The 14,879-nt window shown below is 43.2% G+C and carries 13 protein-coding genes and 1 other annotated feature; of the genes, 11 read left to right on the forward strand and 2 right to left on the reverse strand.

The window, feature by feature from the left end:
• Window positions 1–110: 110 nt before the first annotated feature.
• The 4 genes from A8708_RS22525 to A8708_RS22540 all read left to right on the forward strand — a co-directional run bounded on the left by A8708_RS22525 (window position 111) and on the right by A8708_RS22540 (window position 5,506).
• A complete protein-coding gene (locus A8708_RS22525) occupies window positions 111–1,178 on the forward strand; it encodes an Atu2307/SP_0267 family LLM class monooxygenase (RefSeq protein ID WP_068667539.1) in 1,068 nt (355 codons plus the stop codon).
• A 711-nt stretch (window positions 1,179–1,889) separates the two neighbouring features.
• Window positions 1,890–2,660, forward strand: coding sequence for an SDR family oxidoreductase (locus A8708_RS22530; RefSeq protein ID WP_068667540.1), 771 nt, complete (start codon window positions 1,890–1,892; stop codon window positions 2,658–2,660).
• A gap of 189 nt (window positions 2,661–2,849) precedes the next feature.
• Window positions 2,850–4,358: a spore germination protein gene (locus tag A8708_RS22535; RefSeq protein ID WP_068667541.1), complete on the forward strand. Its 1,509-nt coding sequence runs from the start codon at window positions 2,850–2,852 to the stop codon at window positions 4,356–4,358.
• A complete protein-coding gene (locus A8708_RS22540; protein WP_068667542.1) occupies window positions 4,355–5,506 on the forward strand; it encodes a Ger(x)C family spore germination protein in 1,152 nt (383 codons plus the stop codon). The genes A8708_RS22535 and A8708_RS22540 overlap by 4 nt, the downstream gene beginning before the upstream one ends.
• A 244-nt stretch (window positions 5,507–5,750) precedes the next feature.
• Here the strand turns inward: A8708_RS22540 and A8708_RS22550 are convergent, their stop codons facing one another.
• Together A8708_RS22550 and A8708_RS22555 are read right to left on the reverse strand one after the other, a co-directional pair.
• A complete protein-coding gene (locus tag A8708_RS22550) occupies window positions 5,751–6,851 on the reverse strand; it encodes a GerAB/ArcD/ProY family transporter (RefSeq protein ID WP_068667544.1) in 1,101 nt (366 codons plus the stop codon).
• Between the two features lie 91 nt (window positions 6,852–6,942).
• Entirely contained in the window at window positions 6,943–8,136 is a 1,194-nt protein-coding gene (locus tag A8708_RS22555) for an MFS transporter (protein WP_068667545.1), read from the reverse strand.
• A gap of 178 nt (window positions 8,137–8,314) precedes the next feature.
• Here A8708_RS22555 and A8708_RS22560 point away from each other — a divergent pair, with 178 nt between their 5' ends.
• The 7 genes from A8708_RS22560 (at window position 8,315) to A8708_RS22590 (ending at window position 14,379) form a co-directional block, all read left to right on the forward strand.
• Window positions 8,315–9,010 (forward strand): response regulator transcription factor, encoded by a 696-nt coding sequence (locus tag A8708_RS22560; protein WP_068667546.1) that lies wholly within the window; start codon window positions 8,315–8,317, stop codon window positions 9,008–9,010.
• Window positions 9,003–10,091 carry a HAMP domain-containing sensor histidine kinase gene (locus A8708_RS22565; protein ID WP_068667547.1) on the forward strand — a complete coding sequence of 363 codons (1,089 nt, stop codon included), beginning with the start codon at window positions 9,003–9,005 and terminating at the stop codon, window positions 10,089–10,091. The genes A8708_RS22560 and A8708_RS22565 overlap by 8 nt, the downstream gene beginning before the upstream one ends.
• Window positions 10,092–10,186: 95 nt before the next feature.
• Window positions 10,187–11,062 (forward strand): M15 family metallopeptidase, encoded by an 876-nt coding sequence (locus tag A8708_RS22570; protein ID WP_068667548.1) that lies wholly within the window; start codon window positions 10,187–10,189, stop codon window positions 11,060–11,062.
• Between the two features lie 40 nt (window positions 11,063–11,102).
• Window positions 11,103–11,648, forward strand: coding sequence for a VanZ family protein (locus tag A8708_RS22575; RefSeq protein ID WP_068667549.1), 546 nt, complete (start codon window positions 11,103–11,105; stop codon window positions 11,646–11,648).
• 392 nt (window positions 11,649–12,040) lie between these two features.
• A complete protein-coding gene (locus A8708_RS22580; RefSeq protein WP_068667550.1) occupies window positions 12,041–12,349 on the forward strand; it encodes a hypothetical protein in 309 nt (102 codons plus the stop codon).
• 148 nt (window positions 12,350–12,497) lie between these two features.
• Window positions 12,498–13,778 (forward strand): L-cysteine desulfidase family protein, encoded by a 1,281-nt coding sequence (locus A8708_RS22585; RefSeq protein ID WP_068667551.1) that lies wholly within the window; start codon window positions 12,498–12,500, stop codon window positions 13,776–13,778.
• Between the two features lie 91 nt (window positions 13,779–13,869).
• Window positions 13,870–14,379 carry a hypothetical protein gene (locus tag A8708_RS22590; protein ID WP_068667552.1) on the forward strand — a complete coding sequence of 170 codons (510 nt, stop codon included), beginning with the start codon at window positions 13,870–13,872 and terminating at the stop codon, window positions 14,377–14,379.
• A 222-nt stretch (window positions 14,380–14,601) separates the two neighbouring features.
• Window positions 14,602–14,862: a binding site (T-box leader), on the forward strand.
• The last annotated feature ends 17 nt before the right edge of the window (window positions 14,863–14,879 follow it).

A 14,879-nucleotide genomic window follows, 5' to 3' on the forward strand; every position in this document is an offset into this window, starting at 1 on the left:
ACAAGAACAGAAATCGCAAATATCCTATTATTATAATATATATTATTATTATAAATATCAATAGAGTTAATTATATTTTCTATACATCGCTTATTAGGAGATGATTCGAAATGGAGATTGGCATAGATACTTTTGTCGAAACAATACCGGATGTACGAACTGGCGTGACGATAAGTCATGGAGAGCGGTTGCGACAGGTCGTGGAAGAGATTGTCCTTGCTGATAAGGTAGGGTTAGATATATTTGGAGTCGGCGAGCATCATCGCAAGGAGTTTGGAGATTCGGCTACAGCCGTTGTGCTTGCAGCAGCGGCAGCTATGACTACAAGGATACGATTAACCAGTTCAGTTACTGTGCTCTCTGCAGCAGATCCAGTGCGCTTATTTCAGCAATTTGCCACTTTGGATGGGATATCAAATGGACGTGCTGAGATTATTGCGGGCAGAGGCTCTATGGACGATGCATTTCCGTTGTTTGGATATGATTTGAAAGACTATGAAGAGCTATTCGAAGAAAAATTGGAATTATTATTAAAACTAAGAAACTCGGAAATGGTAACTTGGAAAGGTGGACATAGACCAGCCTTTACGAATCTTGGCGTGTATCCGCGTCCGGTTCAGGATCCACTCCCGATATGGCTTGGCAGTGGGGGGAATGCGGAATCGGTCATCAGAGCTGGGTTACTCGGGCTGCCTCTTGTTTTGGCGATAATCGGAGGGAGTCCGCTACAATTTGCTCCGCTTGTACCACTCTATAAGAAAGCCGCCATGCAGGCAGGACATGATGCTTCGAAGTTAAAGGTAGCCGTACACTCATCAGGTTTCGTTGCGGAGAGTACTTCACTTGCGGTAGATAAGTATTTCCCACCTACGCAAGCATCGTTTAATTATTTTGGAAAAGATCGGGGATGGGGACAATACAGCCGTGCAAGCTTTGATGCTGCAAGCAGTTTAGAAGGGGCCTTATACGTTGGTGATCCTGACACGGTAGTCAATAAAATCGTACACATGTATAAGCACTTAGGCTTCTCGCGGTTTTTCCTTCATTTGCCTGTCGGCACTATGCCGCACGAAGATGTTATGAAAGCCATTGAACTACTAGGAACGGAAGTCGCACCGCGAGTCCGGGAAGAAGTCGTGAAGTTAGAGGCTGAGGGAAGAATTATCTTAAATACGTAAGAGTAGACCATACTGTTATAGGAGAGGCTGTCTCAAGAGTCGTTGTAGACTTATTGAAACGGCCTATTCTTTCGTTGTTGACCTTATGGGCGATGAATAATAAACGGACTTCCCGCAGTTTAACTGGATTTTCTCCATCTATTTGAAACGGAATTATCGAATATGGATGATTAACTGTATTTCCTGTAGCTAAATTCCTTTAATTATCTCGATTTTTCAAATTTGATTGAATTTACCTGTATTTTTTCCATCTAATCGCGAAAATACCCCAAATTCGCCAATATTAGCTGTAGTTTTTACATCTAAATACGATTCGGCAGCGGGGCAGACTCTGTCTACTAGTCACTGACACCGTCACCTTCTTAGTACACAGTCTCATTCTCAGTCACAACCTCCGTCCCCGTCATCGTCCCAGTCACAGCTTTAGTCCCCAGTCACCGTCCCAGTCACAGCCACAGCTTCTGTCACACCAGTTTCCGTCTCCGTCCCAGTCCCAGTCACCGTCAACACAGCTTCTGTCACACCAGTTTCCGTCCCAATCCCAGCCTCCGTCTCAGTCGTATTCCCCAGATTAATCAGAGGAGAAATTAACCAAACTTTTTTTTGTCACACTTCGCGGACGTCAATTGTCTTATACATGTCAAACAAATTTGAGGTACTTAATAACACATCACACGCCCAGATAATGGGCTATAAACTGGAGGAATTCATATGAAAATTGTAGTTATTGGTGGTAGTGGTCTTATTGGATCCAAGGTCGTGCAGAACCTTCGTGAGCTTGGGCATGAAGCTGTGCCGGCATCTCCATCTTTAGGCGTTAATACGATTACTGGCGAAGGACTTGCTGAGGCACTGCACGGTGCAGAGATTGTCGTAGACGTGACGAACTCACCTTCGTTTGAAGACGAGGCAGTAATGTCGTTCTTCGTGACGTCGAATAAGAATCTTCTGACTGCTGAAGCAGCGGCAGGTGTGCGTCATCACGTTGCACTGTCGGTCGTAGGAACGGAGCGTCTGCTCCAAAGTGGCTATTTCAAGGCGAAAATGGCCCAAGAAGAGCTAATCAAGGCTTCTCCGATTCCTTATACAATTGTCCGTGCAACACAGTTCTTCGAATTCATTGGGAGCATCGCATATGTGGCTACGGAAGGGGATACGGTACGTTTGCCTTCCGCTCTGACGCAGCCTATGGTTTCGGATGATGTCGCGGCTGTTGTAGCGGATTTCACCCTTGGTGCACCTGTGAATGATATTGTAGATGCGGCAGGTCCTGACCAAATTAGGCTTGACGAACTTGTTCGACAATTCTTGGCTGCCAATCAAGATCCACGTCAAGTGATCACTGATGACAATGCACTCTACTTTGGGTCAGTGGAAGTGAATGATCAATCTCTCGTTCCGATTGATGGCCCTACACGAATCACGACAATTACTACAACACGGTTTCATGATTGGCTTAAACGGTCAGTGACCCAAGAATAATTAAGCGACATATTTCGGGTGGTTACACTACCACATAGCAACTATCTAGCCACGCTGTGATCTCACAGTGTGGTTTTTCTCATGTTATCTCGAAGTATTTTGAAGGAATCGAATGGGAGAATGTTCTTGTCATTGATGTTACTTTATTTGGGATAATAGCAGTGATTGTGTCAACCAGGAGGATCTTTCATGAGATGGTTTATAAAAGGGAAACCCCATAAAAACGATAAGCTTCCTACGATGAAAACCATTAGCCTGGAGGAAGAGAATAATCATGTGTTTTCAACGGATATGGATCACAATGAGAAGTTGATTCAAGAAGCGTTCCAGGATTGTTCCGATGTAGTGTACCGCAAAATAGAAGTTAAGCAAGAAACGCAATGGCTCATTGTTTATATTGATAACTTAATTGATACGAATATGCTTGAAGAACAAGTCATTAAACCCATGCTGACAAGTATAACAAGGGATGAGGTTCCGTCGGAATCAGGAAATCTCAAAGATGAGTTGGTCTCCATCGGAACCACAACAAGTTCTACAAAAGTTGCGGATGTTATTCAAAACGTCCTAGAAGGACATGCGGCCATTCTCAAGATAGGTGCAAGTAACGTAATGACAGTTGCTATGCTAGGCACATCCAAAAGAAGCATTGATGAAGCTTCATCGGAGCCTGTCATTCGCGGCCCAAGAGACGGTTTCATTGAACAGATTTCGACCAACATTAGTTTGATTCGATCCCGACTCAAAACGCCAAAATTAAAAGTAGCGTATATTACGCTAGGAGAGCATACCCAGACCAAAATAGCGATCACCTACCTAAAGGGTGTCGCGTTGGACTCTTTGGTAGAAGAAGTTAAAGCACGATTAGAGCCAATAAAATTGGATGGTGTACTCGAATCAGCGTATATCGAAGAATGTATTGAAGATCAACCGTTCTCACCCTTTCCTCAAGTTCATAACACGGAACGGCCGGATGTGGTGGCTGCAGAATTGCTTGAAGGTAAAGTAGCCATTCTTGTGGACACATCGCCATTTGTTCTCGTTGTTCCAATGACGTTCTGGACTGGACTTCAAGCGAGTGAGGATTACTACATACGTTGGCCAGCAGCTACATTTTTTCGATGGATTCGATTGCTTTTTATCCATCTTGCGATTTTTGCGCCACCCCTGTATGTAGCGATTACAACTTTTCATCAAGAGATGATCCCGACAAGCCTGGTGCTGAGTATTGCTGCTTCAAGAGAAGCTGTTCCCTTTCCTGCGATGATTGAAGCTTTAATTATGGAAATCATATTTGAAGCCCTCCGGGAAGCTGGTATTCGGCTGCCGAAACAGATCGGCCCAACTATTAGCATTGTTGGAGGTTTAGTCATTGGTCAATCTGCGGTTCAAGCGGGTTTAATATCTGCACCGGTCGTTATTATTGTATCGATCACTGGTATTGCCGCTTTCACCATTCCTCGCTATAGCTTTGCCAATGGCATCCGCTTGCTTAGGTTTCCTATGTTGTTCTTAGCTGGAAGCTTGGGCTTATACGGCATCGTTCTAGGATTTCTAGGTATTATGTTACATGTGACTTCACTTCGATCATTCGGAGTTCTCTATTTTTCTCCAATCGCGCCATTCAAGCTTGCGGCTTGGAGGGATGTTTTGATACGAATACCGATTTGGGCGAAACGATCGTGGGGGAACAAATGAGGATACTTAAATGGATTATGCTTCTTATTGTATTAGTCCTCATTAGCGGATGTTGGGATCGTACCGAAATTAATGATCTTGCCTTTGTAATGGGGACTTCCTTAGATCTAACGGATGAGGGGGACCTCTTATGTACCCTTCAAATTGCGATACCTTCATCAGCAGAAGGTGGGAAGAGTAGTCCTGATGATAGCGGCAAATCTTTCGTTATCTCCGTTGTAGGGAAAAACGGGAACGAAATTCATCAAAAACTTCAGAAAAAGAGCTCACGCCATTTGTTCTATTCTCATCGTAGTGTTGTGTTTATTAGTGAACGTTTGGCGAAGCATGGCATTGAGAATGTTCTTGATATTTTCACGCATGACCCTAGGAATCGCTTAAAGACTTATCTTATGGTAGTCAGAGGGGGAGAAGCGCGGAATATATTGCAATTGAATTCTCCTTTGAAGCCAGTTCCTATAGAAGCGGTGAGGGGGATGGAGGGTTCAGGAGAAGATGTCGCGGAAACATTACGCGATTTTTTTATCTTGTATGGCAGTGAGGGGATCCATCCCGTTGTTGGTGTAGTCGAACCGGAGCTTCACTTCGATGACCCCCATAAGCAAATTTTTAAGGTAGTGGGGACTGGCGTGTTTAAAGATCTCAAACTATCTGGCATATTAGATGAAAGAGAAACACTAGGACAAATGTGGGTGACAGGCAAGTTGAGAGTAGGATACCTCACAGCTAAACTACCCAAGGGAAATGGGCAAGTTGGGATGGTAATCAATCATGCAAATCGCAAAATCTCTACACAGATCCGTCAAGATGCCCTTCAATTCCATATTCAACTTGATGGTCAAGGAAGCTTACTTGAGAATAATTCACCGTTGGATCTTAATGAACCTGCAAATTTGCAACTCATCAAAAGTGGTTTGGAAGACGCAGCCAAGAAACAGGTTCAGGCCTACTTAACCAGAATCCAGAAGGAATTAAAAGTAGACAGCGCAGGATTTGGCCAAGAAATTTACAAGAATTACCCAGATCAGTGGAGTAGATTGAGGGATCAATGGGACACGCGATTTCCGGAAGCGGACATAACCCTTGAAGTGAACCTGAAGGTACATGGGGCTGGGATGATACACTCCACCTTCGAATTACGAGAATAGGAGACCTCATGATGATCCTGCAGTTCGCAGCTTATGTTCTTGTAATGTTGAGTTGGACCGTCTATAGCGCTCGAATATTTATCAAAAAACAACAGTATAAAGAAACTGCAATCTACAGTAGTCTAATGGGACTATGTGTAATTCTAGGGGTACTATACATTGCCCATGTGCGTCTCCCAAGCACAACCATTCCTGCAAGACTTATGTTTGGGTACATCGGAAGAATCATCCTGGAACATTAACTTTAAGGCGCGGACTTCGTCCAGCGCTTCTTTATCGTATCAACCAGTAATAGCGATAAGGGTATTAATAAATGGGTAGAGAAAGCGAAGCTCGGATACGTATCTCTGAGGTAACTATTCAAATCGGTGGAATAATTATCGAAAACGAAAACAGATCCAATCACAGATAGAATCACGATGGGTACTAGAAAGGTTCTGTAGCTTTTGATTTCAAATAGATGAGCGATTGTTAGACAGATAATAAAGAAGGTAAGCGATACTTTGATAAAGCACCCCATCACCCAGATCGCTACCGCAACAGCTTCCAAGCGTTCAAAGCTTCCTTTGATCCCGATATATTGAATGACGCTTAATACGGGAAAGGCTAATTTCCTCGTTAACGGACCGAAGATCATGATGAGTGGTAAAACGGTTATGCAGAATAGTCCTGAGATAATGGACAGTGAAATGAATGACGCTTTGGCTGCTTTCTTCGGCTGATTCAAATAAGGAAGGAACCACCCTAAAACCATAAATTGTCCTAAATATGCAATGGGGAAAATAGACCCCTGGAGGACAGGGCGAATCCCTTTGCTTAACACAGGGCGGAGTAATTGAGGATCCGATACGGCGATCATGAGCAGCAGCAGTGGAATGAGGAGTACAAAGATAAGATAAGATAGATATTCATTACACCTAGCGATAGATTCAATGCCCATATAGACGGCAATTCCACATAAAATAGCCAACGTTAGACTGACAACAATGGATGGCGTTCGCATGAGAAAGATGCTATTGATGAACTGTATATGTTGGTTAAGAATAATAAAATCAAAGTTAACCCAGTAATACAATAAATAAAATCCTACTAATTTCCCAAAGAATTTACCTAAGATTCGGGAACTGTATTGGATGATGGAGAGTCCTGGATAGCGTTTGGATAAAACGATCATAATCCATACTTGTAAAGCACCGATCAGATAAGCAGGGAAAATCGTCATCCACGCATCTTGACGGGATATTTTCTCCATAAGCGAAGGTACAACAAGAATGAGGGTGGGAGCAATGAAGGAAAAAACTAATAAGCATAGCTGATTCCCTGATATTTTTTCAGTGGACTCCATTCAAGTTCTCCTTCTGTTCAGATTCACTCCAAGTATTCCCTCCATGACATCCTGTATGCAGTAAGAAGCCATTTGAGCCTGAACGCAGAACTCAGCGAACTTTGGTTTCTTTCCCGAAAAGGAGAAGAATCCCTGTACATAACAAAATAACGACTGCAAATATCCCGAATATGGGTGCGTAGCCAATGTCCTTTTGTACCAGTGCGCCTACCAAAAATGGTGCAATTACACTGCCTATTCTGCCAAAGCTAGCCGCAAATCCAGTTCCCACTCCTCGGATTGCAGTCGGGTAATTCTCTGGCGTATACGCGTACAATGCTCCCCATGCACCTAAATTAAAAAAGGAAAGCAACGAACCAAACCACAACAGCATGGTTATGCTTTGGCTTAATCCGAAACCCATTGCCATTCCCCCAGATAACACCAAGAATAGAGATAACGTCGGTTTACGGCCCCATTTCTCAACTAAGTAAGCCGCAGCAAAGTAACCGGGAAGTTGGGCTAGCGTCATAAGTAGTACATAACGAAAGCTTTGAATCATGGAGAAGCCTTTATCAACTAAGACGGAAGGCAGCCAAAGAAACATCCCATAATAAGAAAAAGCTATGGCAAACCATACTGCCCATAGGGCAATAGTCTCTCTTTTATAAGCAGTGAACAACTGCCCAAACTTAATCGGTTGACCGCGTTGAATACGGTACTGTGGAGACTCTGGGATCGCTCGCCGGACCCAGAAGGCGAACAAAACAGGGATGGCGCCAATGAAGACAGCAATTCGCCATCCGTACGGAGGGATTACAAAGTAAGCCAGGACAGCTGCTATGATCCAGCCTGCGGCCCAGAAACTTTCCAATAGGACAACAATTCGTCCTTTTTTATCAGGAGGTGCGAATTCATTCACAAGTGTAGATGCTACAGGAAGCTCAGCACCGAGTCCGAGTCCCATCAAGAAGCGCAGGATGAGCATACTGCCTAATCCGTTTGCAAATCCGCTGCCAAAACTGAATACACCAAAACAGACTAACGTCAATAAAAATAGGGGGCGACGTCCAAACTTATCGGCAAGATATCCACCGAAAGCTGCTCCGATAGCCATACCAATCAGATTGACCGAACCGAGAAGCCCCGCCTCTTGGGCTGTGAGACCCCACTCTTTACGAAGTGCAACAAGGATAAAAGATAACAAACCGACATCCATGGCATCGAATAACCAGCCAAACCCAGCAGCCCAAAATACGTGACGAAAGACGAGTTTGGGATCTTTATTATCGTTTATTTTGGTTATATAGCTTCCTCCTTAAGTACATGTTGAGTCTCTCCCTTTACATCAATTCGTATATATTTTCCATCTCAGGCGTAGAAGATACAGGGTGACTATAAGCTGTTTTTGTTTGAATCGGTTATAATAGGAATGAATTGTAAGTGAAAGTAAGTTTAGTTTGTGTATGAGGAGCGCGATAAGGATGAAACGAATAACGATATTAATCGCAGATGATGAAGCGGAGATCGCTGATTTGGTTGCGTTACATTTGGAAAAAGAGGGATATCATCTCATTAAAGTATCCGATGGGAAAGAGGCTATCCAAGCGATTGAGACACATGCCATTGATCTGGCAATTCTGGATATTATGATGCCTAAGATGGATGGCTATGAAGTGACGCGGCAAATACGTGAGAAATATCCCTTACCGATCATTTTTTTAAGTGCCAAGTCATCGGATTTGGATAAAATTACGGGATTAGTGATGGGCGCTGTCGATTACATGACGAAACCTTTCAACCCCATGGAGTTGGTAGCTCGGGTGAATGCGCAGCTGCGGCGAACGACTCAATTGAGTCAACCGACAACAGCGAGCAGCACTCTATTGGAGGTAGGAGGGGTGATCATCGATGTGGATCAAAGGTCAGTTCTTCTTTATGGAGAGAAAATCGAGCTAACACCGAAAGAATTTGATATTCTTTATCTTCTAGCAAGTCACCCTAAGAAAGTGTTCAGTGCTGAACATATTTTTGGACATGTATGGGGGGAAGCCTACTTTGAAAGTGGCAACACGGTGATGGTACATATTCGTACGTTGCGCAAAAAACTCGGCGAAGATAGCAATAAAAACAAGTTGATCAAAACCGTATGGGGTGTGGGATATACATTCAATGGCTAATCTACTACGCAGTTTTCGATCCAAAATGATCGGTTTATTAGGACTCAGTATGCTAATGTCTGGTGCTTTTACTTTTATTCTTTATCGTATATTGAAGCTTTATTATTCTGGCGTTCGAAGGGAAGATCCTGTAGCGAAATTACGTCATTTTGTGAATACAATTGGGGACTTGAACTTTTTCTTAATCGTGTTTGTGCCCCTTTCTATTCTGTTTTTCTTCTTCCTGACGAAGCGCTACGCCACGTATTTCAACGAGATTTCGACGGGCATTCATCGCCTCGCTGGGGGTGACTTTCATAACCGTATTCACATTAATTCGAATGACGAATTTAAGGATATTGCTGATGACATCAATATGGCAAGCGAGAAGTTGCAGCAAGCCGTTGAACGTGGAGATTTTGCTGAGAACAGTAAGGATCAGCTTGTGTTGAATTTAGCACACGATCTTCGTACGCCGCTGACGTCTGTGATTGGTTATTTGGATTGGATTCTCCAGGGCGAGCAGTTATCGAGAGAACAGATGATCCATTATACGACCATTGCTTATAACAAATCGCAACGCTTAGAGAAGCTCATTGATGAACTCTTCGAGATCACGCGTATGAAATACGGTATGGTGACCATTGACAAGAAGCCAATCGATCTAAGTGAACTACTCACTCAACTCAATGAGGAATTGTACCCCGTCTTCGAAAAAAGTCAATTAATAAGCAGGTTGGATGTTTCTCCACATTTGGAAATTTTGGGAGATGGCGAGCTGCTTGCACGCGTGTTTGAGAATCTATTGACGAACGCCAATCGGTATGGAAAAGATGGTCAATTCGTTGATATTAACGGTCATCGGGAGGGGCAAGAAGTGGTTGTTCAAGTCATCAATTATGGCAATTGCATACCCCCAGACGAGCTTCCGCATCTCTTTCAAATGTTTTATACAGGTGATCAAGCACGAACCCATCAGGGCGGAAGCACAGGACTCGGTTTATTTATTGCGAAGAACATCGTAGAGCAACACGAGGGGACGATTACGGTCCAAAGTAATGTGATTCGCACACTTTTTGAAGTCAGATTACCATTACCCTGAAAAAATTTAAGAAAAACTTTATCTTTGTCCCACTTCTCATTTAAACAGTTTTCTGTATTCTAAATGCAAGATAAGGTTTAGGAGGGAAACGAGTCATGAGGAAGTGGGTTTTTTGGTTTGTCATAGTCGTACTATTAGGCTACGAGGCGATACAGCAGCATTCAGCAATTGGTAAACGGATGGATACCTCTCCTGCTGAAATTGAGAAAAGTTCTTATGTAGCGACTTCCTCTGGGAAGGATTCAACAACGATCAAAGTGACGAAAGACCAGATATATCAAGGAGATCTTGTTTTAATTAACGGGGATTTTTCGGTTCATCCGAATGGCATGCAGACCGATATTGTTAATCTTTATCAGCATAAAGAGCTTGTTAAAGGATTCGGTCTACTAGATAACACGATTCGGCTATCACAGAGCGTAGTTCAAGCTTTTACAACTATGATTAGCGCTGCGGACAAAGAGGGGGTTCGTCACTTCCTGATTAATAGTGGCTACCGAGATCAAAAAGAACAAAGTCAGTTATACAAAGATATGGGATCCAATTATGCATTGCCTGCGGGTCATAGTGAACATAACTTAGGATTAGCTCTTGATATTGGGTCTACGCAAGCTGAAATGAATCGGGCGCCAGAAGGTGAATGGTTGATCCAAAACGCCGCGGACTACGGGTTTATTCTACGCTATCCGAAAGACAAAACAGCGATTACGGGCATTCAATATGAACCCTGGCATTTTCGCTATGTGGGACTGCCACACAGTGTTGTTATGAAGCAGATGAATTTCTCACTGGAAGAATATTTGGCCTACTTGAAACAACAAGGGCACATTTCAACGAAGGTAAAAGGGAAGATCTATGAGATTTCGTATTATCCAAACTCAAAGAGAAGTACTATTCAGATTCCTAGCAACCGTACTTATCACATATCGGGTGACAATATGGATGGAATTATTGTCACTGTGCTTCCTTAAGGGAATAACAAAATCACACGAAGGAGCGTGAGATGCCAGTATGAAACAATTGAAAGTATGGAACGAGATGTTGTTGTCGGCTTTATTTGCTTTGTATATGTATGTCCTGTTCAAGGTCATTCTCTTTAAATTTAGCAGCATCGATTTGCTATTTCTGTGGCATCAACTTCAGCGAAATATGAAGAATCCTGAACATATCCATAATCGGTTGGAATTTGCGAACTTTAAGCCTTTTGTTTCCATATCGGGTAATATTCAAAGCTTATCGCAGCACGACCTCGTTAATTTGTTTGGGAACATTGTGGTCTTTATGCCGTATGGCTTATTTCTAGTGTTATTGGCGAGGCGCAAAAAAATGTCACTGTTAGGTGTCCTACTACGGTCAGTGGGATTAAGTTTATGTTTCGAAGGATTACAACTTGTGCTTTCTATGGGGAGTTTTGATGTGGATGATCTCATTCTAAATGGGATAGGCGGTGTACTAGGGTATATTGTAATTAGACTATCCAGTACAGGCAAGACAATGATCTTACGAATGATCGAAACTGAGCGTATGACGTTCTCGAAAGAAGGCAATATCACTTAAGGAAAGACATCCAAGTTTACGTGTATAATAGGCTGTCCCTACAAGCAAAGCAATCTACTTGAGGACAGCCTATTTGTGCATTCAGCATGTATTATTTTTCAACATAGAGATCACTGCCGTTGTCGGCAACGATCATCCCGTATTTTTTCAGAGCTCGCAAGATCGCTTGATTCGATGCCTAGTAACTCGAAATATCGAAACTGTCACGCAGCAACTATTCCTGATTTCCATTCATTCATTTGTTACCACACTCCATTGTCTAGTTGGCATTCTTCGAGATTTGTCCTATCATAAGAATGTTCGTAGGTTATAGTTGGATTTGTGTCCAGAGCGGCGAAAGAAGTTCAAATATACGTTTATTATGATAAATATACTATCACGGAGGTTTTACAATGAGTCAACGCTATCGGATTACGCGGGCTTTGCAGCAACAAGATGGAATCGAATCAACCATTTCATTAGAAGCGTGTAAACAATACTTCTCCACCCAGTCGGATTTCACTTATACTTCCGTCTTTACAGTAACTGGTGCGACCACGATGTCCATCGAGGGTGACTTTTTCATGTGGAGCTATGGTGAGGTTACGATTCCTTTTCGCCACTATCAGGGAGATATTTATGTTTCTGGAACGAACGAAGCTGTTATCCCAAGAATGCTAGAAGTGGCAAGTGCATTAGGAGCCGATGTGGCTGAAGGTTAATTTCATGTTATTGTAAAATAGATTCAACATACGCTCCACATACTTTTCCTATATAATAGGAGTTGAATTAAGCCAAGTAGCTATCGTATATTCTAGAATAGCATTCGAGTCAATTCGTAATTCTCGTGTGTTAAGGAGGGGTCAAACTTTGCATAAACATCCATTCATTCACCTATTACAAACGGAACTGGTTGTCGCGCTTGGCTGTACAGAGCCGGTTGCGATCGCTTTGGCTGCTGCCAAGGCTCGAAGCTATGTCCAAGGTCCAATAGAGCAAGTAACCGTGCATGCCAGCGCTGGCATCATTAAGAACGCATTGGCCGTTGGTATTCCAGGTACGAATCTAACTGGGATTGATTTTGTCGCGGCTTTGGGGGCTATTGCAGGGAATGCGGACAAACAATTAGAAGTCCTTGCTGATATACAACCAAGTGATGTTGCCATGGCGCAAGACTTAGTAGAAAAGGGCTTGTCAGTAGTTCACCTAGCGGATACAACCAGGAAATTATATATTGAGGTCATCGTCAACACAGCGCACAGTTATGCCAAGGTTGTAATCACGGATAATCATACCAATATCACTTTAATTGAAGTAGATGGCAAGGTTGTTGAAACAGGAGGGTGTGCCAACGCGAGTTTCAAGAGTTCCAAGGAGGAACGTGAGGAGCTTACGGTTGATGGCATCATAGAATTCGTAAATACAGTTGATCTCGCCGAGCTTCAATTGGTTAAGCAAAGCATTGAATTGAACCGTAGGGCTGGATTAGACGGATTAGCGAATGAGTATGGTCTCCAAGTCGGGAAGACGATCAAAGAGAACGTGCAGAAAGGCATTTTGTCTGATGATCTTATCTCGCATGCGATGGCGCTTGCTTCCGCGGGGTCGGATGGTCGTATGGCGGGATCGAGTATGCCTGTTATGGCAAATTCGGGTAGTGGAAATCAAGGGATCGCCGCGACCAATCCCGTTATTGCGGCAGCCGAGAAGCTTGGTTCATCTGATGAGCAATTGATTCGGGCTGTGGCACTGAGTCATTTGGTGACGATTCATATCAAATCCAAATTCGGTCGATTGTCCGCACTATGCGGAGTCACTGTATCAGGAACAGGCGCAAGTTGTGGCATTACGCACCTGCTTGGTGGAGGAAGTAACGAAATCAAAGCTGCTATTCAGAACATGCTCGGCAATGTAACAGGGATGATGTGTGATGGTGCCAAAGGCGGTTGTGCTATGAAAGTCGCTACTTGCACAAGTGCTGCCGTTCAATCTGCACTTCTTGCTTCGAAGGGGATGACGATATCCTCAACGAATGGCTTTATTGAGAAGGACGCTGAGAAAACGATTGACAATTTCTGTCGCATCGGGAATGAGGCTACATCCGATATCGATAAGCTCGTCCTTGAAATGATGCTGAATAAAAGCCTATAGTTGGTTTACGATCCGCCGAAAGGCGGATTTTTTAATTTGAATAAATGGTAACTTTTGGGGTGAATCGATCGATATTGGAAATTGGGCAACGATGATTAAGATGGGGGTACAGTTGCTAAAAGGCAAGGAAAGCGACTTAATTGCGGGTTATGTCTATGATCTGTTACCGAAATATGCGCAACATGTGAACCGCGAGACGGCTGTAGGCGGGTTAATTAAATTGCTGACGTATAGCATCGTACAGGTAGGCGGCACAAATAATCAACTGAATGCCAGGCAAGTTTTCTTGGATTTCAAAGACATTAAAGACATGCATCAAGGGCTTGTTCAAAGCGCTTACCAGTACGGTTTGCTAGACAGCGCAACGACATCAAGGTTCCGGACGAAAGACGATTTGACGAATGCAGAAGCTATTTCCATAATGGCCAAAGTGATGAATAAATTTGAGGAAGAGGCATCTCAAATTAAGCCGCCCGCTCAACCTGGATTTCCGAGTGTCATTACTTTATTTGAAAATACCCCTATATATAGCGCCAAGGATACATCTACCGGAATAAACGGAATGATCTCACCACAAGATGTTCGTATTGTTGCCCTTTAAGCGGCACCAGACCCTGATCGCAAGTTTTCAGAATCACTTTCGCCTCAAAAAGTACACGTTATTGGGCTTTTCCGAAGCAAATTCACGGAGAGTTTTCTCATCGAAACATGGGTAGGGCCTAGATGGATCTCGCATCCAAATGGAGTTATGCAAGAAAAATAATGAATTTCACAAAATTTATTGTTTACGTACCTCGCGTAATTTGATAATATTATCGCAATAACAAATGCGTTGAAGAGATGAGTAAATAAATGATATCTTTCACAGAGAGCTCCGTCCGCTGAAAAGGAGTAAAGAGAACTTTATTGAACAAAGCCTCAGAGCAGCACATCGGAACCAACCGTGGGGGATGGTGTGACAGGAGCTCCTGTTATAGAGCTAAAGTATACGCAAGGCGTCGGCCTGTCGTACTTGAAGAGGCTGATATGGCGACATATTGGTGAAACTGGGTGGTACCACGAGGATATGAATCTCGTCCCTAAGACTGACAATAGTCTTGG

The organism is Paenibacillus oryzisoli (assembly GCF_001653565.1).
GTDB lineage: Bacteria > Bacillota > Bacilli > Paenibacillales > NBRC-103111 > Paenibacillus_E > Paenibacillus_E oryzisoli.

Bases quoted from the DNA above. Each gene is read 5' to 3' on its own strand.
- A8708_RS22525 (WP_068667539.1), top strand. From the start codon at position 111: ATGGAGATTGGCATAGATACTTTTGTCGAAACAATACCGGATGTACGA.
- A8708_RS22530 (WP_068667540.1), top strand. From the start codon at position 1,890: ATGAAAATTGTAGTTATTGGTGGTAGTGGTCTTATTGGATCCAAGGTC.
- A8708_RS22535 (WP_068667541.1), top strand. From the start codon at position 2,850: ATGAGATGGTTTATAAAAGGGAAACCCCATAAAAACGATAAGCTTCCT.
- A8708_RS22540 (WP_068667542.1), top strand. From the start codon at position 4,355: ATGAGGATACTTAAATGGATTATGCTTCTTATTGTATTAGTCCTCATT.
- A8708_RS22550 (WP_068667544.1), bottom strand. From the start codon at position 6,851: ATGGAGTCCACTGAAAAAATATCAGGGAATCAGCTATGCTTATTAGTT.
- A8708_RS22560 (WP_068667546.1), top strand. From the start codon at position 8,315: ATGAAACGAATAACGATATTAATCGCAGATGATGAAGCGGAGATCGCT.
- A8708_RS22565 (WP_068667547.1), top strand. From the start codon at position 9,003: ATGGCTAATCTACTACGCAGTTTTCGATCCAAAATGATCGGTTTATTA.
- A8708_RS22570 (WP_068667548.1), top strand. From the start codon at position 10,187: ATGAGGAAGTGGGTTTTTTGGTTTGTCATAGTCGTACTATTAGGCTAC.
- A8708_RS22575 (WP_068667549.1), top strand. From the start codon at position 11,103: ATGAAACAATTGAAAGTATGGAACGAGATGTTGTTGTCGGCTTTATTT.
- A8708_RS22580 (WP_068667550.1), top strand. From the start codon at position 12,041: ATGAGTCAACGCTATCGGATTACGCGGGCTTTGCAGCAACAAGATGGA.
- A8708_RS22590 (WP_068667552.1), top strand. From the start codon at position 13,870: ATGATTAAGATGGGGGTACAGTTGCTAAAAGGCAAGGAAAGCGACTTA.